Source organism: Notoacmeibacter sp. MSK16QG-6 (assembly GCF_024158145.1).
Taxonomy (GTDB): domain Bacteria; phylum Pseudomonadota; class Alphaproteobacteria; order Rhizobiales; family Rhizobiaceae; genus Notoacmeibacter.
This window is the reverse complement of the sequence record NZ_JAMYXM010000001.1, coordinates 288268-311661: the sequence shown is the minus strand read 5'-3', so window position 1 is coordinate 311661 and position 23394 is coordinate 288268. Positions and strand designations below refer to the sequence as shown.

Here is a 23394-nt window from a genome sequence, read left to right as displayed (position 1 = left end):
TCTATGAGCGACGCTCAAATCATCGTGATCGTGGGTGCAGGGCAGGCGGGTGCGCAGGTCGCCGCCAGCCTCAGGCAGGAAGGGTTTTCAGGCAAGATCGTCATGTTTGGTGATGAGCCGGGCTTGCCGTATCAACGACCGCCGCTTTCCAAAACTTACATGAAAGAAGGCAATCCGGATCGTCTGCTGATCCGCAATCAGGCTTTTTTCGACGATAACGACATCGTCATACGCAGCGAAGTGCGGGTCGCTGCAATAGACCGTGATGCGAAGACGGTCATTCTCGCCGATGGCGAACGCCAACCCTACGATCATCTCGTGCTGGCGACCGGTGCGATCAACCGCACCTTGCCGATACCGGGTATTGACCTGGCTGGCGTATTGGAACTGCGTACACTCGCCCATGCGGAGGACATTCGAGGACGGATCGGCGCGGCGCGGCACATCGCCATCATCGGCGGCGGCTTTATCGGGCTGGAATTTGCAGCCATGGCGCGGGGTCTCGGCACCGATGTGACGGTGCTCGAACTAGCTGATCGGGTTATGGCTCGCGCCGTCGCGCCGGAGACGAGCGCGTATTTCGACGAATTTCATCGCTCCATCGGTGTCGACCTGCGACTTCAGACCGGTGTCAAAGAGATTATTGATCGCGGTGATGGCCATGCGGGTGGCGTTTTGCTGGACGATGGCGACCGCTTGGACGCCGATCTCGTGCTTGTCGCAGCGGGCGTCGCCGCGCGCGACGAACTGGCGCGCGAAGCGGGCCTGCCCGTCGATAACGGGATCGTTGTCGATCCGATGTTGCAGACCGCCGACCCGGCCATCAGTGCCATCGGCGACTGCGCTTCGTTTATCCATCCGCTCGCCGACGGGCGGATGCGCATCGAATCCGTCCAGAACGCGACCGATCAGGCGCGGGCCGTCGCAACTCGCCTTGCCGCAGAAGCAAGCGACAACGACCATCCACCATATTCAGGCTTTCCCTGGTTCTGGAGCGATCAGGGCGACCGCAAACTTCAGATTGCCGGCCTGACGGCCAAGGCCGACGAGCGCGTGGTCCGTCGCAACAATCGCGGCGGTATCCTGGTTCACTGCCTCAAGGATGGCCGCTACGTCGGTCTTGAGACGGTCAATGCATCTGGCGATCATCTGATGGCGCGTCGTCTGCTTTCCGCCGGAATAGAACTGGATCGATCGAGCCTGGAAGCAGCCGATTACGATCTGAAATCCTTCAAGGATCGCCTCACTTGAGAATTTGGCGCTAGGGGGTCAGATCGCCGGGCTCTGACAAGCCGTGTATCCGGCAGGCTGCGGTCAGCGTGTTGGCCAGAAGGCACGCGATGGTCATCGGCCCGACTCCGCCCGGAACGGGTGTGATCGCGCCGGCACGATCCCGAGCGCTTGCAAAGTCGACATCGCCTACCAGCTTGGCCTTGCCGTCTTCGGTGGTCAGGCGATTCATGCCGACGTCGATGACGACCGCACCTTCCTTGATGTGCTCACCTTTGATGAGCTCCGGTTGGCCCACGGCCACGACCAGAATATCCGCGGTGCGGCAAACCGCGCCGAGATCCTGTGTCCGGCTGTGAGCTATCGTGACCGTGCAACTGTCCCGGAGCAGAAGCTGCGCCATCGGCTTTCCGACAATGTTGGAGCGACCGACAACGACGGCATTCTTGCCCGAAAGAGACCCGAACATTTCGCGTAGCATCATGAGGCAACCGAGTGGGGTGCAGGGCACCATCGCCTTCTGTCCGGTCGCCAGCTTTCCCGCATTGCTGATGTGGAACCCGTCGACATCTTTTTGCGGGGCGATTGCATTGATAACGAGCGCTTCATCGAGATGAGCAGGTAAAGGCAATTGGACCAGAATGCCGTGGACATCGTTATCGGCATTCAGCCGGTCGATAAGCTCGAGCAATTGCGCCTGCGTCGTCTCCGCCGGCAGCCTGTGTTCGTAGGAGTTCATGCCCACCGCGACGGTCTGTTTGCCCTTGTTGCGAACATACACTTCGCTGGCGGGGTCCTCGCCGACAAGAACCACGGCCAGGCCGGGCGTAACCCCGTTCACCTCGTTCAAACGCGCGACATGCTCGGCGACCCGTGCGCGGACATTTGCCGCAAAGGCCTTGCCATCGATGATTTTCGCCGTCATCGCGCGTGGCATCCTTGATCTGTTGGCGATTGTGATGGCGCTATGACATGGCGCCCGCACGACGACAACCGTTTGATCCGTAGAAAGCGATAAGTCCTGCGCCATTTACAAAGGAAATCGGCTGCGGGGTGAAAAACGATTATGACAGGAAGTATCGAAGCTCTGAGGCAGGAAGCGGTCGATCTGTTTCGGATCGCGGTAGACGCGGCCGATCCCGGCCCGGTCACCGCGCGCGCTTTGGAGCAATACGCTTCAGAGATCGAAGCGGCGAAAACCGTTACGCTTCTGGCGTTCGGCAAGGGCGCTGTCGCAATGGCGAAGGCGGCTTTGCCGGCGGTAGAAGGCAAACTTCGGCGTGGCGTTATCGTGACGACAGACTTGGCGGCTGAACCGGTCGGCGATCTTGATGTCATTGCTGCTGGCCACCCGGTTCCCAATGACGGCAGTCTTGCCGGTGGCAAAGCGCTGGCGAGAGCGGCGTCTGAGGCGGAAGACGGCGATCTGGTGCTTGTCCTTATCAGCGGGGGTGGCTCGGCGCTCGCCGTATATCCCGTCGACGGTCTGGAACTCTCCGACAAGATCGCACTTAATCAGGCATTGCTTCGATCGGGCGCCGACATCGTCGAAATGAACGCACTTCGATCTGCGGCATCGCGTCTCAAGGGCGGCGGGCTTGCCCGTCTTGCCCATCCGGCGCGTGTGGTCGGTCTTATCCTCTCGGACGTGCCGGGCGACGATCCGTCCGTGGTGGCCAGCGGACCGACAGTTTCGGGAGCATCGAATTTGGCAGCGTTTAAGCGGGCCGCCGCCCGGGCGGGCGAGGCGGGATTTCCGCGAGCAAAGCTGGATCGGCTTATTGCGACCGATACGAAACAGACGGCTACCGGGTCGGTCGCCAACCGCATCGTAGGCAGCAACTCCATCAGCCTCTACGCAGCTGTAAATGCCGCCAGGGAAAGAGGCTGGAAGGTCATGATCCTCGACCGTTGGCTTGAGGGCGATGTTCAAGAAGCTGCAGAACGAATTCATGCAGCTGCATATAAGGAAGCCGCATTGGACGGAGCGCTGGCGATACTTTCGGGCGGCGAAACCTCAGTAACAGTGACCGGCGACGGATTGGGCGGGCGCAATCAGGAGCTCGCGCTTCGTTTTGCCGGCCTATGTCAAACCATGCCGATAGAACGTGATTGGTGCTTTCTAAGTGGCGGCACCGACGGCAGAGACGGACCGACGGACGCTGCGGGTGGCCTCGTCGATGCCGCAAGCCGGCAACGAATGCTGAACGCCGATGCCGCGCCCGATGCGTTGCTTGCCAATAATGATTCCTATAAGGCGCTGGCGGCATCGTCCGACCTTTTAATGACCGGACCGACCGGTACCAATGTCGCGGATATTCAGATTTTTCTGATGCGCTAATTGGCAAGGTGTTCGATTTTGTCTTTTAAGCTGGTTCCGCACGATCAATACATATCCCAACCAAAGAAACATCGCTGGACTGTGTTGAAGGTGTCACAATAATGATATTTGGCTATTTAAGGGCCAAGATAGACAGCATCTCGATATTGCAAAGTCGGAGACCTGTAGATAGGCTCTAGGAAAATTGTACTAGGTCTTTAGGGGGTCACAACCATGTTAGGCAGAAATCTCGTTCTTGGGCTCGCGCTCGCAGTCCTTCCGCTCAATGCCGCCTCCGCGGCGGACTGCTCCTGTGTTGCTTCTGGCAACGTCACCGTATCGAAAGTGACTGGCGATGTCCGTATCACGGGTGAGCAGGGCTTCACCAGTGCGGCTCCAGGCGCTGTTCTGGGCGCTGGTGCGCGTCTGTCGACGGGAACGAAGAGCACGGCAAAGCTTTCCGGCGCCGGCTGTGAACTATCGGTCGCACAAGATACCGACGTTGACATTTTGCCTGCTACCGGAAACGGTCTGTGCCTCGCAACGGCGTCCGTCACAAGCGTACCGCAGCTCGACAAGCAGGCGGCCTATGGCCAGACGCTCAGCAACACACCTCTTCCGATTATCGTAATCGGCGGCGCTGTGATTGTCGGTGGCGTGATCGCCGCAGTCGCGCTGTCTGACGACAACGACGCCAGCGACTGATTTTCGTTTCAGTCGAAACGATCAGATTTTCTGACGAGCAGCCGATCCAGTTCGGCTGCTCGTTTTTTTATCAAGCTTGGTTTGCTGCGGTCGTAAAATACGCAACCCTTTTGAAATGTTGCAGAGCAGGGCGGTACTCAGTTGCCATCGCCGTTAAGATAGACAGGCGACGACGATTCGGCGCTTGTGCCTGAGGCAGCTAGGCGACGCCATGCGTGAGATGCCTATATTGGAAGGATCTATCCCGACATGAATGAGCCTATCGCCTGTTTCGTGATGAGCGGAGGCATCGGCTCACGTTTGTGGCCGCTTTCGCGCGAGGATAATCCCAAACAGTTTCACGATCTGGCCGGCAACGGCTCAATGTTGATGAGCACCGTGCAACGCAGCCTGGCACGCACGGCAGGCCCATCGTCGGTCTATTTGATCGGCAGCGAACGCCACGCCTCGCGCATCAGGGACGAGTTCGCCGCCATCGATCTGAACGGTGGGCAGGCCATCTTCGAGCCCATAGGCCGAAACACCGCACCGGCGGTGGCGCTTTCGGCACAGATCGTGCTCGATCAGGCCGAAGATGGTCTTTGCCTTGTCATGCCGTCGGACCACGTCATCGAAACGACGGAACAGTTCTGGCAGACGGTGGAAACCGGCGTCGTCGCGGCGGAAAGCGGGAGGATCGTGGTCTTTGGGATCCGCCCGACAGCGCCTGAAACCGGGTTCGGCTATATCGAGGTGGGTGACGCGTCGGACGATGCCGCGCGCAGGGTGAAACGGTTTGTCGAAAAGCCAGACGAAGACACTGCGCGATCATATCTCGCCGATGGCAATTTTTTCTGGAATGCAGGCATATTCCTTTTTCGTGCATCGGTGATGCGTGAAGCCTTCGAAGCCCACCGTCCGAAAATGTGGAGTGATGTGGCTAGGGCTTTTACAAACCGCAAGGAGCATGGCGGCTCCATCTATCTGCCGGAAGACATCTACGAGTCGATCGAGGACGATTCGATCGACTACGCCATTATGGAGCGGTTTGATCGGATCGCTTTGGTGGAGGCCGATTTCCGTTGGAACGATCTTGGTTCATGGAGCGCGCTGCTCGATGTAGCCGCAACCGATGATCATGGCAATGTGGTAGCCGGCGATGTCATCGCCATCGATTGCAGTCACTGTTACTTGAGAAGCCAGGGACGTCTGGTTTCTGCGGTCGGCCTGAAGAATACGGCTGTCATCGCTACTGCCGACGCGATCTTCGTTGCACCCGTAAGCGAAAGTCAGAACGTCAAGACAGTCGTCGCCGAACTGGAACGCTCGGGCCGCCTTGAATCACGATTCACGCCCTCGCCCGACAAGGTAATAGAGGCAGGCGCGCATCGCCGGCGCGTTCGGCAGTGGCTTTTCGAGGAGGCCCTGCCGCTTTGGTCGGATCGGGGGATAGACCGTCGACATGGTGGTTTTCACGAGAGCCTGACCTTCTCGGGAGATCCGACGGGCAAGAACAAGCGCATGCGCACCATGGCGCGCCAGACTTACGCGTTCTGCGTGGCCCAAGCTGAGGGGTGGGCCGGACCTGCCACCGATCTCATCGATCACGGTATCGCCTTCATGAAAAAGGGCCGAAGCGAACGGGGCGGTTGGCACGCGGTTTTGTCTCCCGATGGTCAAGTGGTCGATCCGACGGAAGACTTCTACGATACCGCATTCGTCCTATTTGCACTCGCTCACGCTCATCGTTGCGGCCACCCGGAAGCGCTCGCGCTCGGTCAGAAGACCTTCGAGTTTATAGAATCACATCTGGAGGACACGACGCTTCGCGGTTTTCTGGAGGAGCCTGGTGGAAAGCGAGTGCGTCGCTCCAACCCGCACATGCATATGCTGGAGGCGTTGCTGGCCTGGCACGAGGTGACCGGGGAGCGCGCTTACTTACGTCAGGCGAGCCGTATCGTGGATTTGTTCCGCAGCGCCTTCTTCGATCGCGAAAGCTGGACCCTCGGAGAATATTTTGACGATGACTGGCGTCCGGCCGCTGGTGAGCAGGGTGAGTGGACCGAACCTGGCCACCATTTTGAATGGGGGTGGCTGCTGATCCAATTTGCCGACGTCTCTGGCCAGCACGATCTGCGCGAGATGGCGCGTCGGCTCTACGCGACCGGTGCTGCTTACGGTCTGAATCGTTGGACGGGGCTGGCATATAATGCCGTTAGCCGGCACGGCGTGCCCCTGGATCGCGATTCGCGTTCATGGCCGCAGACCGAGATCATCAAGGCCGCCATTGCGTTGAATGAATGCGGCGGACCCGATATGCGCCCCGAAATCGAAGCCCGCGTCTCACGCCTCTTCCGCTGGCATCTCGACCCGGCACCGCGGGGCATGTGGGTGGATACCATCAGCGAAAAGGGCGTCGCCGGCACACAGGATGTGCCGGCGTCGATTTTCTATCACCTGTTGTCTGCACTCATGCTTTATCTTGGGTCGACGACCAGACCAGACGATTGATCGTCTCGCGTTCAGGTGGCCGCCGCTGCTGAATTTTGCGTTGTCGGTCGATTGGCAAGAAACGCAGCGATCATCACTGCACAGAGCGCAAGTGGATAGGGCGCAAAAAGCGAACCGCCCAACATCGAGTTCGCAAAAATGCAGGAGATACCTGCGATAGTTGGTAAGCTCTGGTCATCTTCGTTTTGCAGGGCATGCAGTATCCGCCAGAACATAAGAGCGACGAGCGTCCAAATCGCAAAGCTGCCGATCAGCCCTACGCTAATCAAATTTTGGATCACGCTGTTGTGCGCTTGTGCGACGAAGCTGCCGACAATGGGTCCGATATCGATTTCGCCGAAACCTAGCAGCGGCGCTTTCATCCAATATTCCAAAAGTGTGAGCCACATGGCGATTCGACCGGAATCCATGCGATCGAGGCGGCCAGAAATCATATAACTTCCAGATTCTGGCGGCGGAGCGAGACCGGCAAGCACGTAGCCAGCCGCGAGGGAGATTAACAGCAGCAGAAGCGCCCGCCAGAGACGGAGTCCGGGCGAAAAGAGAGTAAGCATGATCGCTGTGACGGTAACGCTTGCTATCGTACCTCGTGTGCCAGTGTAGAATGCAAAGGTGCTGAGTATGATGGCGAGGCAACCCAAGACCGCGTATTTTCGGCTGAGAATGCTGTAGCATCCGCTCATGGCGATGAGAATAGCCATTGCCGGTGCAGTGAAATGGCTGGTATAGCGAATATTGATGAAGCCAATAACAACACGTTGCAGATGATCGCGCTCGGTTGCGTCAGAATATACAATCGCAAAGACGGTTATGTAGATCAGAGCTGCCACAATTACCGTCAAACCGGCCATTTGATTGGTGATTTCAATATGGCGGTTGCGGATTCCAATGTAGATAGCGGTGCCAAAGGCTACCAGAACACTCCAGCGGATTAGGCTCGAGATGGCGAGCATGTCCGCCTGTAAGAAGGTATGCCACGCCTGTATCGCAAGCGGAACAAGTGTCAGAAGCAGTATCGGATTTACGCCCCATTGCTTCACAGGGGTTCGCAGCACGCCCGAGAGCGTGATCAGACAAAGCTGAGCGAACAAAACAATCCGAAACTGCTCGCTGGCAGGATCGGCTATCGGGTCGTGTCCGGGCCAGAACCGATAGCTGAACAGCAAAGGTAAGAAAGACAGGCTGAAGCAGGTCAGCCAAGCGTGTACCTTGCTCGGAGCAAAAAAAGTTGGCCTCTCAAGGCTGTAACTTTGATCGGACATCAAACCTTGGCTTTTCGTTGCCTGAGCGAAAAATAGCAGTCGTCGGTTAAAGAAGGTTTGTCCGGCTTTACCACCTCGCGATGAAGGTTTTCCGCCTCGTGAGGCAGTCAGCCTGTGGCGTGATAGCGACTATGCTGTTACGGCGTTGCGAAATTCTGGATCGAAGCAAGGGTCGGGGACCGGCATAGACTGCCGGTTGGTCTGAAACGACATCGCCCCGCTGTTATGGAGCTCGGCATTGAAGATCCTCATAACGGGCACGGCAGGCTTTATCGGCTTTCACACGGCCATGCGGCTGCTGGAGCGCGGCGATAGCGTGATCGGCTTCGATGTCGTCAACGATTATTACGATGTCGAATTGAAAGAATGCCGACTGGCGGCGCTGGCCGAAAAGGCGCGCGGCACAAACACGGGCTATAGCTTCATTCGCGCCAACCTGGCCGACCTTGCGGCCGTGAACGACGCCTTCGAAACCCATCGACCCGATCGGGTGATCCATCTCGCGGCGCAGGCCGGCGTTCGCTACAGTATCGAGAACCCTCACGCCTATGTTGAAAGCAATCTCACAGGCTTTACCAATATTCTGGAGGCTTGCCGCCGGTTCGATGTCGAGCACCTGACCTATGCTTCCACCTCCTCGGTTTACGGCGCCAATCGGTCCATGCCGTTTTCTGAGGAGCATGGCGTCGATCACCCATTGCAGTTCTACGCGGCGACGAAGAGGGCCAACGAATTGATGGCCCACGCCTACAGCCACCTCTATCGTCTACCGACCACGGGACTGCGTTTCTTTACCGTCTATGGGCCATGGGGCAGGCCGGATATGGCGCTCTTCCTGTTTACGCAAAAAATCCTGAAGGGCGAATCGATCCCGGTTTTCAACAATGGTCAGCACACCCGCGACTTCACCTATATCGACGATATCGTCGAAGGCGTTGTCCGCGTGAATGACCGCCCAGCGCAGCCTGACCCTGACTGGGATGCGCACTATCCCGATCCGACCACGTCCGACGCGCCGTTCCGCACCTACAATATCGGCAACAGCACGCCCGTGAAGCTGCTCGACTATATTGAGGCGATCGAAGAAGCGCTCGGATGCAAGGCCAAACTGGAACTATTGCCGCTGCAGCCCGGCGACGTGCCGGATACCTATGCCGATGTCGCCCGTTTGTCGGAAGCTGTGGGCTATCGACCGGCAACGCCGGTCAAGGAAGGCGTTCGGCGCTTCGTGGAATGGTATCGCCGTTATTACGAGGTCTGATATGGCGGGCCGTGAGCGGTTTTCTGTTGCCTCTGCATTTTCGTTCCGCGGCCATGGGGACAAAGACGTGTCGCCCGGTTAAAAGGCGGCCGTGTCGGGATGCGGACGCGACGGTCCGCGAGTTGAAGCAATGAGGGAATTGGCATGCGCGTCGTGATGATCGGAGTGGGCTATGTCGGACTGGTGTCCGGAACCTGTTTCGCCGATTTTGGCCATGAAGTGATCTGTGTTGACAAGAACGCCGAGCGGATTGCCAAGCTGAAAAAAGGCATCATGCCAATCTACGAACCGGGCCTCGACAGTCTCGTGGAGAGCAACGTCAAGGCAGGTCGACTCTCTTTCACGACCGAACTGGCCGGTCCTGTGGCAGACGCCGATGTTGTCTTTATTGCGGTCGGGACACCGAGCCGGCGCGGCGATGGCTACGCCGACCTCACTTATGTCTACGCTGCTGCCGAAGAACTGGCCGGGCATTTAAGTGGGCCAACAGTCGTTGTGACCAAATCCACCGTTCCTGTCGGCACCGGCGACGAGGTGGAGGCAATCATCGCCAGAACCAACCCCGGCGCCGACTTCGATGTCGTATCGAATCCAGAATTTCTGCGCGAGGGTGCGGCGATTGAGGATTTCAAACGCCCGGATCGGGTCGTCGTCGGCGTGTCGTCGGAGCGGGCCGAAAAGATGATGCGCGAACTCTACCGCCCGCTCTATCTGAACGAGACACCGCTCGTCGTCACGGACCGCCGCACGTCGGAACTGATCAAATATGCGGCCAATGCCTTTCTGGCCACCAAGATCGGATTTATCAATCAGATGGCGGATCTTTGCGAGGCGGTGGGTGCTGACGTCCAACAGGTCTCAAGGGGTATCGGACTCGACAACCGGATCGGCGCGAAGTTCCTTCATGCCAGTCCCGGCTATGGCGGTTCGTGCTTTCCGAAAGATACGCTGGCCCTTTCCAGGACCGCCGGTGATGCCGGAACGCCCGTCACTATAGTCGACGCGGTGATTGCCTCCAACGATCAGCGCAAGGCATCGATGGCCGAGAGAATCGAGAAGGCGGCTGGCGGCACGCTTAAGGGCAAGGCGGTCGCCATTCTCGGCCTCGCTTTCAAACCGAATACGGACGATATGCGAGATGCGCCATCTCTGGTCATCATTCCGGCCTTGCAGGCGATGGGCGCAACAATCCGCGCTTTCGATCCGGAATCGATGAGGGAAGCCGAGGAGCACTTCGACAATGTGTTCTACGCGAATGACGCTTACGATGCGCTGAAAGGGGCCGATCTTGCCGTTATCCTCACCGAGTGGAACGAGTTTCGGGCGCTCGACCTGAAGCGCCTGAGCGAAAGCCTCACAGACAAACTTCTCATCGATTTGCGAAATATCTATCGCAGCGAAGAAGTGCGCAGCGCCGGATTAAAATATCATTCGATCGGCCGCCCCTGATCCGTTCGCCTCTTTTCCTTTCAATCCAATCCACCGGTGGGACCATGCCGTTAGAATGGCGGCATGATCGTGAAAGGATGAGGACGATATGTCGACCACAGCTACCCTTGCGCTGCCCTATCTTTATCCGCAGCAGGCGCAGAAGCATGTCACCGTCAATGAAGCGCTTCGGCTTATCGACATGCTCGTGCAGCTTGCTGTGCGCAACCGAGATGTCACCGATCCCCAGTCTCTTCAACCTGAGGATGGCGAGTGCTGGATTGTCGGACCTCAGGCCGTCGGCGATTGGGCAGGCCACGACGATGAACTGGCGGCCTGGCAGGATGATGGCTGGTCGTTCTCGGAGCCGAGATCAGGTTGGATCGCCTATTCGGTCGACGAGCAAAGTCTGCTCGCCTTCGACGGAACCGCATGGATCGATCTGCTTTCGCGGCTCCGCACGGTAACGCCTCAACTGGGCGTCAATACCGATCCCGATTCCTATAATCGTTTGGCTGTGAAGTCGGACGCCGTCCTCCTCAGCCATGACGATGTCACGCCCGGCAGCGGCAGCATCCGCGTTTCACTCAACAGGCAATCGCAGGACGATGCCGCCAGTCTTATTCTCCAGACCGGCTTTTCCGGACGCGCCGAGATCGGGTTGAACGAAGCGGACAACCTGCAAATCAAGGTATCGGGCAATGGCTCGGAATTCCACCCGGCCATCGTCGTGGATCGTTATTCGGGTAAGGTGGCGATGCCAGCGACGCCGGCCATTTCCGCGCCCTTTAATCTGCTGAAAGATGGCGGGCGGTTCGCGGGAGCGCCAGAGTCGACATCTGTTACCGTCGGCGCTTTTGTCGCACCGTCTTACGTGATCCCATATAATGGTGCGCAGATCGCGGCCGGCCCGCAATTCTATCATAACAACGCGACATTCGGGGGAACCGGCAGTCCGCTCGATAGCGAGATCGAAGCGCTGATGTCCCTGCTTCGAACCGGAACGCCGCCGCGCTACGGGGTTGAATTTTACACGCTTCGGATCACGGCCGGGGCGGATACCTCCGGATCGATATCCGTTCCCAATGCCGGTCTCCATTATTTGACGCTGGCTTCACCAAGTGCGCCAATTCCTGCGCAATTGACAGTGAATTATCATATAAAGGTGCTTTCCGGTTCTGCCGCCATCCGCGTAGATGCACTCGCCGAAACCTATCTCGATGGTTTCGCCGTTGAAGACACGGCGCCGATCGTGTCTTCGGACGGTTGGATCCAGGCGACGCGCCTTTATGATAGGGAGACTGACAGCTTTCCCGGTTACTATGCATCCCTTTTCGGCCTTTACACCACGCCTGGAACCGAGCTGCTCGTTGCCGCACCGACGATCACACCCGGACATATCGCGATGGGCAACGGGCAGACTGTCTTCATCACGCCCAGTCTGGAGACATGGCGGTAGAAGAAGCGTCCAACCGTAAATGGCACCACTGTTTTGATATGCGAAATACTAAAGCGTGTTCGTCTCCGCTGAAAGCGGGACATCTTAGTCGTCTCAACAACGAACGGTCATCTTTGTCCAGATATTATGGGCATAAAACGCCTATTTTAGAAGTGGTTGGTTCAACGGTTCTGGGTAGAATACTCGTATTCCGTCAGGTTTCATTGTAATAATTCTTTTACCAAAACTGGGTATCATAAGATGACGTCCACATTGCGATGTGTGGCTTGGTTACAACATTATCGACCGTGGGAACGTAAAATAAATTAGACACTCGCTAATGTGCCTTGCCATCCAACGATCGGTATGAATTAGATACCGTCGAGATCTATACGAACGAAGGAAATGTCCATGAAGTACCTATTTCTAGGCGTCGCACTTGCCGCCATGCCCGTCAGCGCAATGGCCGAGGACTGCTCCTGCGTTGCGTCGAGCGGGGTTGTTGTTTCTGCGGTGCAGGGCGACGTGCACATGACAGGGCAAGACGGCTTGGTGAGCGTCCGCCCGGGAACGACATTGGCGGCTGGCTCGCGCCTTACGACCGGGGAAAAGAGCACGGCTCAGCTTTCTGGCGCTGGCTGTGAGCTTTCGGTCACGCCGAATACCGATGTCGACGTTCTGCCTGCGACTGCCGGTGGCCTCTGCGTGGCGTCCGCCTCGGTTCTGAGCCTCCCGCAGGTCGAAAAGAATGCAGCTTACGGACAGACCCTCAATGGATCTTCGGCCGGTCCTATTCTGGCACTTGGCGGCGGCATCATCGTTGCCGGTATCATTGCAGCTGGCGCTTCTGCATTTGACGACGACGACGACGCAAGCGACTGATATCGAATTTCAGTCTTGATTTTCGTCTAGCTATCGGGGTGACAGGTTCTTCCTGTCACCCCTTTTTTACGCTCGATATGGTTTATGATCGATCTCCACAGTCATTTGCTGCCCGGTTTGGATGATGGTTCCCCGGACCTTCAGACCTCTTTGGCGATGGCCAAAATGGCGCTGGAGGATGGCACACGGCTCATCGCTTGCACGCCGCATCGAACACCTGGGCTCTACGATACGACTTCGGACCAGATTCGTGATGCGGTCGCAACTTTCCGCGAAGAACTGAAGAAAGCCGGTATACCGCTGACGATCTGCGGTGGGTCCGATATTCATGTCTGTCCCGAATTGCCTGAACTGCTGGCTGCCGAGCCGGATTATAGGCTGGCCAGATCCGACTACTTTCTTTTCGAGCCGCCTCACCAGTTTCTGCCGCCGAAATTGATCGATCTGGTTGAGAGAGTGAGGGCAGGGGGCTTCCGTCCTATCCTGACCCATCCGGAGCGTTTGCGCTGGGTGGGCGGGCACTATGATGTGTTCGAGGGAATGATTAGGGCCGGATGCCTCGTTCAGGTGACAGCAGGATCGCTCGAAGGCCGATTCGGCCGTGAGGCCAAGGGTCTGGCTTGGCGCATGGTCGATGAGGGTCTTGTCGATATCATCGCTTCAGATGCGCATAATCTGACTTCGCGTTCGCCGCGTTTATCCGCTGCGGCCGCACTGATCGGCGAGGCCATGGGCGAAACCGAACAGTGGCGTATGACGGTAGAACGACCGGCATCGATCTTGAAGAATGAGCCACTGGAACCGGTTGGCATAAAAGCCCTCGAGCAGATAAAAAGAGAACAGACGCCTCCCGCGCGTTCGCGTGCGCCGAGGCCCCTTTGGGAACGGTTTTTACGCTGAAGGAAGTAGCAGTGGTTCGAACATCTTTAGCCAGAATCATCGTTTTTGTACTGATCGGCGCCGGTTTGGCGGCATGCACGAGTACGGCTTTACCCGAGGCCAACTCCCTTGCTGCATCAGATGCGAAGGTTGGCGAGCGGAGCGGTGGCGTCCGCGTCGTTGCCGATCTGCCGGCGCCACCATCCTCGGCCAGCGGTGAACAGCCCCTCGCGCCTAACGATATTCTGGAGGTGGACGTCTTTCAGGTCGACGAGCTCGATCGAACCGTACAGGTCAGCGCCAACGGCGCCATTTCGCTGCCCCTGATCGGAAGCGTTCAGGCCGCCGGCAAGAGCGCCAGCGAGCTGGAGCGGGCGATCGCTGCCTCCTACAGCAAGTCTTACCTGCAAAATCCCCAAGTTAGCGTATTCGTTAAATCGTCGTCCGCGCAAAAAGTCACGGTCGATGGCGAGGTGCGCAAGCCTGGCGTGTTTGACGGCACTCTCCAGTCGACGCTGACGGGTCTCATCGCGCAAGCCGGCGGTCTCACGGATATTGCCGATTCCGACCGTGTCTATGTGTTCCGGGATATCGGCAGTGAGCGGGTCGTTGCGAATTATTCGCTGAAAGACATTCGGAAGGGCAAGCGGCGCGATCCACGGCTTTACGGCGGCGATGTCGTTGTAGTCTTCGCATCGGGCAGTCGAGTTGCGATGCGTAACCTTAAAGAGGCGCTCGGTGTCGCAACGAGCGGCGTAACGGGCATTGCTCGGGGCGTACCCTTGGTGCAGTAGGGTGTCGGATCAGAGTAGACATAGCTCCACATTCATCCTGCCGCCTGAAGCGGCGTGGGGTATCCCGACGGAGATTGACTGAATGAGTGCGAGCGCCCGACAAAGTGGTGCGGAACGGTCGGTGACATTGGCCCAACCCGATGAACTGGTTGAAATGGCCCGTTCCACGGTCAGCATCGAGATCGATGGCCTGCGGCAGTTGCATGACTCCCTGGGCGAGGATTTCGCCTGTGCCGTTGCGAAAATCCATCGTTGTGTGGGGCGCGTCATCATCGTGGGTATCGGCAAATCAGGCCATATCGGAAGCAAGATTGCGGCAACCCTTGCATCCACGGGCACCCCTTCCTTTTTCGTCCATGCGGCGGAAGCTGCCCATGGCGATCTCGGAATGATCGGTTCGGACGATATCGTCCTTTGCATTTCGAATTCCGGTGAAAGTGCTGAATTCAAACCGGTATTGCAATATTGCCGTCGCTTCTCGATTTTCCTCGTCGTGATGACCTCGGCGCCTGCTTCCACTCTTGGCCAATATGCCGATCTGCTGCTCCTGTTGCCTCAGGCGAAAGAGGCCTGCCCGATGGGGCTGGCGCCGATGACATCGACAACGTTGATGCTGGCAATGGGCGATGCGCTCGCAGCCGCGCTTATCCGAGCACGCGGCTTTCAGCGTGATGATTTTGCCAAGTTTCATCCGGCTGGCAAACTGGGCGCCCAGCTTTTACGTCTGCGTGAGATCCTCGAACTGCAGCCCGATCGCGTCGCCTTGCCGCGCGTGGCATTCGATGCGCCGATGGCCGATGTCATTACGACGATTACCGATGGTCGTCTTGGAATCACCGGAGTGGTCGGCGACGAGGGCAATATCGTCGGCATCGTCACGGACGGCGATCTGCGCCGCGCACTGACAGGACGCGAATGTTTCGACAAGACGGCGCAGGATATTATGTCGCGCGAGCCGGTGACGATCGGATCTGACTGTTTGGCCATCGATGCTCTGAATCTATGCCAAAGCCGGAAGATCGGCGCGGTACTAATTTGCGATGAGGACGGCCGGATCATCGGCGCCGCGCATTTGAAAGAACTGCTGCAGATGGGGCTGGTCTGATCCTAGTTAACCTGTTTGGCGCACCATGCCTTTCACCTTTGATCGAGGGCGCGCAAGCCTGCAGCTTGTCCATTCTCCTAAGGCAATCATCTGACCGCCAATGATCTCCGGAATTCAGCCTCGCTGATGGTGTGGGCAAAGCCGGAAGCTTGAATATCAGCCAGATCCTTCCTCACCAAGCGCCACTCTGAGCCACGCCCTCAACGAGCTCTTTCATTCGGCGAAGTGTTCCTGGCTCAACCCCATCCGGTAGGTTGGCGAAGCTAAAATAGCCGATTTCGGAAATTTCCATGCTGGGAGGCGTGTCTGGCAGTGTGCCATCAACCTCACAGAGGTAAACAAGAACGTGGTCACGTTTGCTGATGCCGCTATTGTGATACGCTCCATGCAATGTAGGTTTTGTCGTCAACCGCAGCCCGGTCTCCTGCAACAGCTCATTGGTTAAGGTGCGTTCCGCGGTTTCACCTTTCTCAACGCCGCCGCCGGGAAAATGCCAGCCAGGCGTATAGGTATGGCGCACCAATAAAAACTTTCCGTCCTCTGAACGCACAACCGCACGCACACCGAGCGTTAGTCCACGCTTCATTATAAAATAGGTGTGTAACAACTGCAGAAACAACTGACGATGCAGACCGCTTTTCTGATGAGTGAACGAAGTCATAGGCTCGTCTCGCCATTGGCGCTGGGGACGTTTGTGTCTCCATCATCAACGCGAACGCCCCAATGAGTGATCCCACCTCCAACCGGCCGGTATTCCAGTGGCAATTCGTGCAGAATGTCGAGGATGGCGGGTAAGTCAACACGTTCACATGCCTGAAAAAGACGGTCCAGGATGGGCTGTAGCTTGTCCATCGGTACCCAAACCTCCGACGCTGTCATTATCCGGGGATGTGATGTAGGCGACGGGTTATTTCCAATCAGTAGCTCTTCGTAAAGCTTTTCGCCTTTACGTAGCCCGGTAATACAAATTGGGATATCGCCTTGATCAGGCATGCTTTGATCTGAGTGATCGACCATGTACGGCGTTAGGCCGTGCAATTTTATCATGCCTTTGGCGACATCCAAGATTTTGACAGGTTCTCCCATATCTAGCACGAAGACGTCACCGCCCGTTCCCATTGCGCCAGCTTGGATGACCAACTGTGAGGCTTCAGGGATGGTCATAAAGTATCGCGTAATATCTTGATGAGTAACGGTTACAGGACCACCACTTTCGATCTGGGCACGAAACCGCGGGATGACGGAGCCTGACGAACCAAGCACGTTTCCAAAGCGTACCATCGAAAAGGTGGTGGCCAAAGAGCTTCTAGCATGGGCTTGGCAAATCAGCTCTGCGAGCCGCTTGGTTGCGCCCATGACATTGGTCGGCCTCACCGCCTTATCCGTAGAGATCATAATGAATTTCTCAACGCGACAATTTTTTGCCGCCGTTACTGCGGCCAGCGTTCCAAAGACGTTGTTACGAATGCCCTCTACGACATTTTCTTCGACTAGAGGGACATGCTTATAAGCTGCCGCGTGATAAAGCGTCTGCACCCCGAAGGCCTGAATTGCGTCTTGCAGTCGCTGCATTGACTGCACAGACCCGAGGATCGGCACGATATCGGTGGAATACGATAGCCGGGTCGCATGCTCCGATAACTCAGCCTCGATCTTGTAAAGTGCGAACTCAGAAACTTCGAAGAGCACGAGGGTCGAGGGCCTTTGGCTAAGGATTTGCCGAGACAGCTCACTGCCAATTGAGCCGCCGGCTCCCGTCACCATGACAACACGGTCAGTGATATCTTTTCCCAACAAATTTGTGTCCGGTGCTACAGGATCGCGCCCCAATAAATCTTCTGCTGTCACGACTCGCAGCTCTGATATTTTTGCTCGTCCGCTGATGATTTCGTTCAGGCCTGGGATGGTCTTGATTTCTACATGAAGATCCTCCAGTGACGAGACGATTGCGCGCCTACGCGCACGTTCTATGCTTGGAATCGCTAGTAGAATGACTTGTGCACCTGTCTCTTTAACCAAGCGCGGAATTCGGTTTGGTGCATAAACACGCAAGCCCCCAACGGATAGGGTTTGAAGGCTCGGATCATCATCAACCAGAGCAACAGGCGCATAATCTCGCCCGTGGAAGAGAGAATTGAGAAGCTGAAGGCCACCGTCACCGGCACCGTAAATAATCACCGGTTGTTTATACGGATGGATAGGAGCACGGAAAAATGTCCGAGCGATGAAACGTAACCCGCATACCGACAAAAAGACAAAAATTCCAAAAATGAATGGCACTGAGCGCGGGATATCTGCATCTAATACTAAACTTCCTAAGTAAAGTGCTGATGAGGTAAATAACGAGGCTTTGCCGACAGGGATTAGTATTTTCCCGGTGATAAAACGAACCATTGTACGGTAAAGACCGGAAAGCCAGAACGCGCTAAGACCTGCTGCTGTCGCAATTATGATCGTTGACCAAATTTCCGGTTTTGTCAGAAAAACGAAGCTCTCTAAACGAAATGCCATGGCGCCAATGAATGACAGCGCAATGAAAGTTGCGTCTATTGCTAGCTGAAGACCGACTTTTTTCCACCTGCGCAATAAAGAGAGGTGCTCAATAAATTTCTGCATTTACGACAATCCTACAAAATTTTTATCATAGCCGCTTACTTGACCCAATTAGCGCGGCGGGGATCAAAACTTGCATTTGTTTAGCATGTCAGCATTCTGGTACAGACTCGGTTTCTTCGATTGAAACTGAATATGGTTTGGGCCAAGGCTAACTGAATCTGTCCCGTGGCTCTACATACTTGATAATTTCAGGAAATTTCCTGACAGATTCGCTGTCAAAAAGTGGGTCGTTCAAAGTTATGACCGCCGGCCGCATGCGTACCATCGCTGACCAATATACGTTTCATGAGATTTGCCCTTTGGTATGTCTGCGGCCGATTTCAATTTGTCCACAGCTGCCACCGCTTATAGCCAAACCCCAGAGAAAAATTCTTTGCTCACCATGCCCAACACCTCCGCCATTTGCTAAGGTGTTGAGATGCACGGTAAATGTCGGTCGGCAATGCGATATAGCCAAGCAGCATATCTGCAAGCCCGAAAAGCCATATGAACTTCTTGATATCCCACGTATGCAACTCCTCTAACGACTCCCCTGCGAGAGTCGATAGACAAGGTATGCTGAGGGGATGCTTCCCATCCTGAAATGAACAGAAAGCGCACCAACCTTCAGAAAGACAAGCATTTTCCCGGGCTTCGTTTCTTGCAAGATATTTCCGAAATGTCACAGCGCGACCTGGCAGGAATGGCCATTATCACCGTCAGTGTGGGAGGCATTAATTGTGTGCTCAATTCACTCATCGAAAAAGTGCTTGTGGAGCTAGGAAATTTTATAGCGGCAGAAGACAAGCACCGATATGCGTATATCCTGACGCCCAAAGATATTGCTCAGAAGGCTGCTCTTACGCGTGGGTTTCTGGCGCAGAAGATTGAAGATTACGAGGCGCTCAAGAAGAGATCGAGGCGCTGATTTCGAAATTGGAAAATGATGGATTGGGGACCAGTTCGACACAGCCCTAGACAATGAGTGAGCCCAACGTGAATAAACGCAAAGTACTCATCACAGGAACCGCCGGTTTCATCGGCTTTCATTTAGCCAAGCTTCTTTTGGCCGAGGGGTTCCGAGTTCATGGCTATGACGGGATGACAAATTATTATGATGTCACCTTAAAGCATCGGCGCCAGGCGATGTTGTTTCAAAACCCAGGCTTCTCTGCCACAGAGGGCATGCTAGAAGATCAGGCCAAGTTCGACAAACTTGCCGACGAATTTGAACCTGACGTCATCATCCACCTCGCGGCTCAGGCCGGTGTGCGCTACAGCCTAGAAAACCCCCGCGTCTATATCGACAGCAACGTGGTTGGCACGTTCAATGTGATGGAGGCGGCGCGGCGGCTTGAGGTCGATCACCTACTTATGGCATCCACCTCGTCGGTTTACGGTGCGAATACCGAAATGCCATTCACCGAAACCGAAAAAGCCGACACTCAGCTTACAATCTATGCCGCGACGAAAAAAGCCAACGAAAGCATGGCGCATTCCTATGCGCACCTGTGGAACTTACCGACCACCATGTTCCGCTTCTTCACGGTCTATGGTACCTGGGGGCGCCCCGATCTTGCGCTCTACAAATTCGTTGGGGCGATGATTGAAGATCGCCCGATCGATATCTACAACCACGGTGACATGTATCGCGACTTCACCTATGTCGACGACCTCGTCCAGGGCATCCGGCTGCTGATCGATGCAGTGCCCGAGCGCCCGGCATCACGCGAAGACATCCCCGAATGGGACAGCCTGTCCCCTGTCGCCCCCTTCCGTATCGTGAACATCGGCAATTCCGACAAGGTGCGCCTGCTGGATTTCATCGACGCCATCGAAGAGGCCTTGGACAAAAAGGCGATCCGCAATTACATGCCGATGCAGATGGGCGACGTGCCCGCGACTTGGGCTGATTCTTCTCTTTTGCAAAACCTGACAGGGTATCGTCCGCAAACGAATTTTCGCGACGGTATTGCGCGCTTCGTTGAGTGGTACCGCGAATATTACAATGTCTGAGACTAATATGTGTTCTTTTTCCCTTGAATCTTCCAAGATTGCGGTGATTGGCCTTGGCTATGTCGGTCTTCCCCTTGCCGTGGAATTCGGCAAATACCGGACTGTGGTCGGCTTCGATATCAACACCAAACGTATCGAAGCCTTGCAGGCTAGGCATGACTCGACGCTCGAAGTTAGCGACGATGAGCTGACAGAGGCAGTCCATCTTCGATTTTCATCGGTCCTATCCGACCTAGAACGATGCAATACCTACATTGTCACGGTCCCGACTCCCATTGATGACCACAAGCGCCCCGATCTGACGCCTTTGATCAAGGCCTCGGAAACCATCGGCAAGGTACTCAAGCGGGGCGATGTGGTGATCTATGAATCGACCGTTTATCCCGGGGCGACCGAAGAGGACTGCGTACCAGTTCTGGAGCGCGTATCGGGGCTGAAGTTCAACTTGGATTTCTTTGCCGGATATAGCCCAGAGCGGATCAATCCGGGCGACAAGACCCGCCGCTTGACTACGATCACCAAGGTCACCTCTGGCTCGACGCCGGAGGTCGCGGATTTCGTCAACGATCTCTACGCCTCGATTGTCACTGCGGGAACGCACAAGGCGTCTTCGATACGCGTAGCCGAGGCGGCCAAGGTCATTGAGAACACCCAGCGCGACCTGAATATCTCGCTAATCAACGAGCTGGCCGTGATCTTCAACCGCTTGGGCATTGATACTGAGGCGGTACTGAAGGCAGCGGGGACCAAGTGGAACTTCCTGCCGTTCCGCCCCGGTCTGGTCGGGGGGCACTGTATCGGGGTTGATCCCTATTATCTGACGCACAAGGCGGAGGCGATCGGCTATCACCCCCAAATCATCCTAGCCGGTCGGCGTCTGAACGACGGGATGGGGGCCTATGTGGCGGGACAACTGGTCAAGGCACTGCTGAAAAAGCGCATTCATGTGCAGGGTGCGCGCGTCCTGGTCATGGGGCTAACGTTCAAAGAAAACTGTCCAGATTTGCGCAATACTCGCGTGATCGATGTGATCACCGAGTTGCGGGATTACGGGATCATCGTTGACGTACATGACCCTTGGGTAGACGTCGCTGAAGCACAGTATGAATACGGCATCACGCCAATCGCCCAGCCGCAACCGGGCGCGTATGATGGCATCATCCTGGCCGTGGCGCACACAGAATTCGCCGCGGTGGGTGTGCAGGGTCTCCGCAAGCTGGGGCGGGAGGACCATGTCCTCTATGATCTGAAATATATTCTCCCCGCCGATCAAAGTGATTTGCGGCTATGACACAGGAAACCGCCATGAAACGTTTCGCATTGATCGGCGCCGCCGGTTACATTGCCCCACGCCATATGGTCGCCATCCGCGAGACGTGCAATGACCTAGTCGCGGCGATTGATCCTAATGACTCGGTCGGAATCATCGACAGCCATTTCCCCGAAGCGGATTTCTTTACCGAGTTTGAGCGCTTCGACCGGCACATCGACAAGTTGCGCCGCTCGGGAAAAGGAGTGGATTACGTGGCTATCGCCTCACCGAACTATCTTCACGACAGCCACATGCGGTTTGCGCTGCGCTCGGGGGGCGACGCAATCTGCGAAAAGCCGCTGGTTCTAAACCCTTGGAATATCGACGGCCTCAAAGAGATAGAGGCCGACACCGGCGGCAAGATCAACACGATCCTGCAACTGCGTCTACACCCATCGATCATTGCGCTACGCGAGCAGGTGCAATCGGGCGACCCGAGTAAAAAATACGATGTGGACCTAACCTATATCACCTCGCGCGGCCACTGGTATCTGCAAAGCTGGAAAGGCAATACGGAGAAATCTGGCGGCATCGCCACCAATATTGGCGTGCATTTCTATGATATGCTGCATTTTGTTTTTGGCGCTGTTCAGCAAAGCGTCGTCCACCTTGCAACCCCTACTAAGGCCGCAGGGTATCTGGAATACGAACGTGCCCGCGTGCGCTGGTTCCTGTCGATTGACGTCAACGATATTCCCGACGCCGAACGCGCCAAGGGCAAACGCACCTTCCGCGCCATTACGGCAGATGGCGACAACATCGAGTTCTCGGATGGCTTCACTGACCTGCACACACGAAGCTATGAGGAAATCCTCGGAGGACGTGGTTTTGGCTTGGAGGAAAACCGCGTTGCGATCGAAACAGTCGCACGGATCCGCAACGCAACGACCGTGACAGGCGGTGAGCAACACCCATTTGTATCACGGGCGCGGACATGAGCTGTCAGATCCATTCAAGTGCCATCGTCGATGACGGTGCTCAGATTGGCGAGGGCAGCCGGGTTTGGCATTTCGTGCATGTCTGTGGAGGCGCCCGAATTGGCAAGGGCGTTTCGCTGGGCCAGAATGTCTTTGTCGGGAATAATGTCGTGATCGGCGATCTCTGCAAAGTACAGAACAATGTCTCGGTTTATGACAATGTGACACTAGAAGAGGGGGTGTTCTGCGGGCCATCAATGGTCTTCACCAATGTTTACAACCCCCGTGCCTTGATTGAGCGCAAGGATCAATACCGCGACACGCTGGTGCGGCGCGGCGCCACGTTGGGGGCCAACTGCACGGTTGTCTGCGGAGTCACCATCGGCGCGTTCGCTTTCGTCGGTGCTGGCGCTGTGGTGCAGCGCGATGTGCCGGACTTTGCCCTGATGGTCGGCGTCCCTGCCCGCCAGATCGGCTGGATGAGCGTCCATGGCGAACGTTTGGACTTGCCGCTTGAAGGCAATGCCGAAACCACCTGCCCGCACACGGGCGACACCTATGTCCTGAAAGGCAGTACGCTGAGTTGCGAGGAGTCGCACTCGTGATCACCGAGGTCGACCTTGCCGTCCAAGAAGACCGCATATGCATCCAAATCGATGTGGGGATTGTCAGGTTAGGCGAGGATATCGAGCGTATCGCAGGTGCGCTCGGTCAATTGCCGAGATGAAAATCAAAAGGTCTTCACCCTTTCGAAGCCTCT

Annotated in this window: 20 protein-coding genes; 16 read left to right on the top strand and 4 right to left on the bottom strand. The window is 56.3% G+C overall.

Annotated features, from left to right (window positions below):
* The first annotated feature begins 3 nt into the window (after positions 1–3).
* Positions 4–1251, top strand: coding sequence for an NAD(P)/FAD-dependent oxidoreductase (locus NIM86_RS01505; RefSeq protein ID WP_253378581.1), 1248 nt, complete (start codon positions 4–6; stop codon positions 1249–1251).
* Positions 1252–1261: 10 nt separating this feature from the next.
* On the opposite strand, the gene folD is transcribed toward NIM86_RS01505, so the two are convergent.
* The gene (gene folD, locus NIM86_RS01500; RefSeq protein ID WP_253378579.1) at positions 1262–2155 is read right to left on the bottom strand and encodes a bifunctional methylenetetrahydrofolate dehydrogenase/methenyltetrahydrofolate cyclohydrolase FolD; all 894 of its coding nucleotides are present in this window, start codon (positions 2153–2155) and stop codon (positions 1262–1264) included.
* A gap of 141 nt (positions 2156–2296) precedes the next feature.
* Between folD and NIM86_RS01495 the strand changes: the two genes are divergently transcribed.
* The 3 genes from NIM86_RS01495 to NIM86_RS01485 all read left to right on the top strand — a co-directional run bounded on the left by NIM86_RS01495 (position 2297) and on the right by NIM86_RS01485 (position 6745).
* Positions 2297–3571, top strand: coding sequence for a glycerate kinase (locus NIM86_RS01495; protein WP_253378577.1), 1275 nt, complete (start codon positions 2297–2299; stop codon positions 3569–3571).
* 213 nt (positions 3572–3784) lie between these two features.
* Positions 3785–4255 carry a hypothetical protein gene (locus tag NIM86_RS01490; protein WP_253378575.1) on the top strand — a complete coding sequence of 157 codons (471 nt, stop codon included), beginning with the start codon at positions 3785–3787 and terminating at the stop codon, positions 4253–4255.
* A gap of 249 nt (positions 4256–4504) precedes the next feature.
* Positions 4505–6745 carry an AGE family epimerase/isomerase gene (locus tag NIM86_RS01485; RefSeq protein WP_253378573.1) on the top strand — a complete coding sequence of 747 codons (2241 nt, stop codon included), beginning with the start codon at positions 4505–4507 and terminating at the stop codon, positions 6743–6745.
* A gap of 11 nt (positions 6746–6756) precedes the next feature.
* On the opposite strand, the gene NIM86_RS01480 is transcribed toward NIM86_RS01485, so the two are convergent.
* Positions 6757–8007, bottom strand: a complete 1251-nt coding sequence (locus NIM86_RS01480) for an O-antigen ligase (protein ID WP_253378572.1) — start codon at positions 8005–8007, stop codon at positions 6757–6759.
* 238 nt (positions 8008–8245) lie between these two features.
* On the opposite strand from NIM86_RS01480, the gene NIM86_RS01475 reads away from it, so the two are divergent.
* The 7 genes from NIM86_RS01475 (at position 8246) to NIM86_RS01445 (ending at position 15794) form a co-directional block, all read left to right on the top strand.
* On the top strand, positions 8246–9268 hold the full coding sequence (locus tag NIM86_RS01475; protein ID WP_256478313.1) for an NAD-dependent epimerase: 1023 nt from the start codon (positions 8246–8248) through the stop codon (positions 9266–9268).
* A 144-nt stretch (positions 9269–9412) separates the two neighbouring features.
* Entirely contained in the window at positions 9413–10717 is a 1305-nt protein-coding gene (locus NIM86_RS01470; protein ID WP_253378571.1) for a UDP-glucose/GDP-mannose dehydrogenase family protein, read from the top strand.
* An 88-nt stretch (positions 10718–10805) separates the two neighbouring features.
* On the top strand, positions 10806–12155 hold the full coding sequence (locus tag NIM86_RS01465; protein WP_253378570.1) for a DUF2793 domain-containing protein: 1350 nt from the start codon (positions 10806–10808) through the stop codon (positions 12153–12155).
* 390 nt (positions 12156–12545) lie between these two features.
* On the top strand, positions 12546–13016 hold the full coding sequence (locus NIM86_RS01460; protein WP_253378569.1) for a hypothetical protein: 471 nt from the start codon (positions 12546–12548) through the stop codon (positions 13014–13016).
* A gap of 84 nt (positions 13017–13100) precedes the next feature.
* Positions 13101–13916 carry a tyrosine-protein phosphatase gene (locus NIM86_RS01455; protein ID WP_253378568.1) on the top strand — a complete coding sequence of 272 codons (816 nt, stop codon included), beginning with the start codon at positions 13101–13103 and terminating at the stop codon, positions 13914–13916.
* Positions 13917–13927: 11 nt separating this feature from the next.
* On the top strand, positions 13928–14689 hold the full coding sequence (locus tag NIM86_RS01450; protein ID WP_253378567.1) for a polysaccharide biosynthesis/export family protein: 762 nt from the start codon (positions 13928–13930) through the stop codon (positions 14687–14689).
* 82 nt (positions 14690–14771) lie between these two features.
* Complete coding sequence (locus NIM86_RS01445; RefSeq protein ID WP_253378565.1) at positions 14772–15794, top strand: SIS domain-containing protein; 1023 nt, start codon at positions 14772–14774, stop codon at positions 15792–15794.
* Between the two features lie 172 nt (positions 15795–15966).
* Here the strand turns inward: NIM86_RS01445 and NIM86_RS01440 are convergent, their stop codons facing one another.
* Together NIM86_RS01440 and NIM86_RS01435 are read right to left on the bottom strand one after the other, a co-directional pair.
* Entirely contained in the window at positions 15967–16455 is a 489-nt protein-coding gene (locus NIM86_RS01440; protein ID WP_253378563.1) for an NUDIX domain-containing protein, read from the bottom strand.
* On the bottom strand, positions 16452–18410 hold the full coding sequence (locus tag NIM86_RS01435; RefSeq protein ID WP_253378561.1) for a nucleoside-diphosphate sugar epimerase/dehydratase: 1959 nt from the start codon (positions 18408–18410) through the stop codon (positions 16452–16454). The genes NIM86_RS01440 and NIM86_RS01435 overlap by 4 nt, the downstream gene beginning before the upstream one ends.
* Positions 18411–18993: 583 nt before the next feature.
* Between NIM86_RS01435 and NIM86_RS01430 the strand changes: the two genes are divergently transcribed.
* The 5 genes from NIM86_RS01430 to NIM86_RS01410 are packed head-to-tail and all read left to right on the top strand — an operon-like array spanning position 18994 to position 23239.
* Complete coding sequence (locus tag NIM86_RS01430; protein ID WP_253378559.1) at positions 18994–19317, top strand: hypothetical protein; 324 nt, start codon at positions 18994–18996, stop codon at positions 19315–19317.
* Between the two features lie 53 nt (positions 19318–19370).
* Positions 19371–20405 (top strand): NAD-dependent epimerase/dehydratase family protein, encoded by a 1035-nt coding sequence (locus NIM86_RS01425; protein ID WP_253378557.1) that lies wholly within the window; start codon positions 19371–19373, stop codon positions 20403–20405.
* Complete coding sequence (gene tviB / locus NIM86_RS01420; protein WP_371872821.1) at positions 20398–21696, top strand: Vi polysaccharide biosynthesis UDP-N-acetylglucosamine C-6 dehydrogenase TviB; 1299 nt, start codon at positions 20398–20400, stop codon at positions 21694–21696. The genes NIM86_RS01425 and tviB overlap by 8 nt, the downstream gene beginning before the upstream one ends.
* Before the next feature lie 14 nt (positions 21697–21710).
* Positions 21711–22655, top strand: a complete 945-nt coding sequence (locus NIM86_RS01415) for a Gfo/Idh/MocA family protein (protein WP_253378555.1) — start codon at positions 21711–21713, stop codon at positions 22653–22655.
* Complete coding sequence (locus NIM86_RS01410) at positions 22652–23239, top strand: acyltransferase (RefSeq protein ID WP_253378553.1); 588 nt, start codon at positions 22652–22654, stop codon at positions 23237–23239. The genes NIM86_RS01415 and NIM86_RS01410 overlap by 4 nt, the downstream gene beginning before the upstream one ends.
* The last annotated feature ends 155 nt before the right edge of the window (positions 23240–23394 follow it).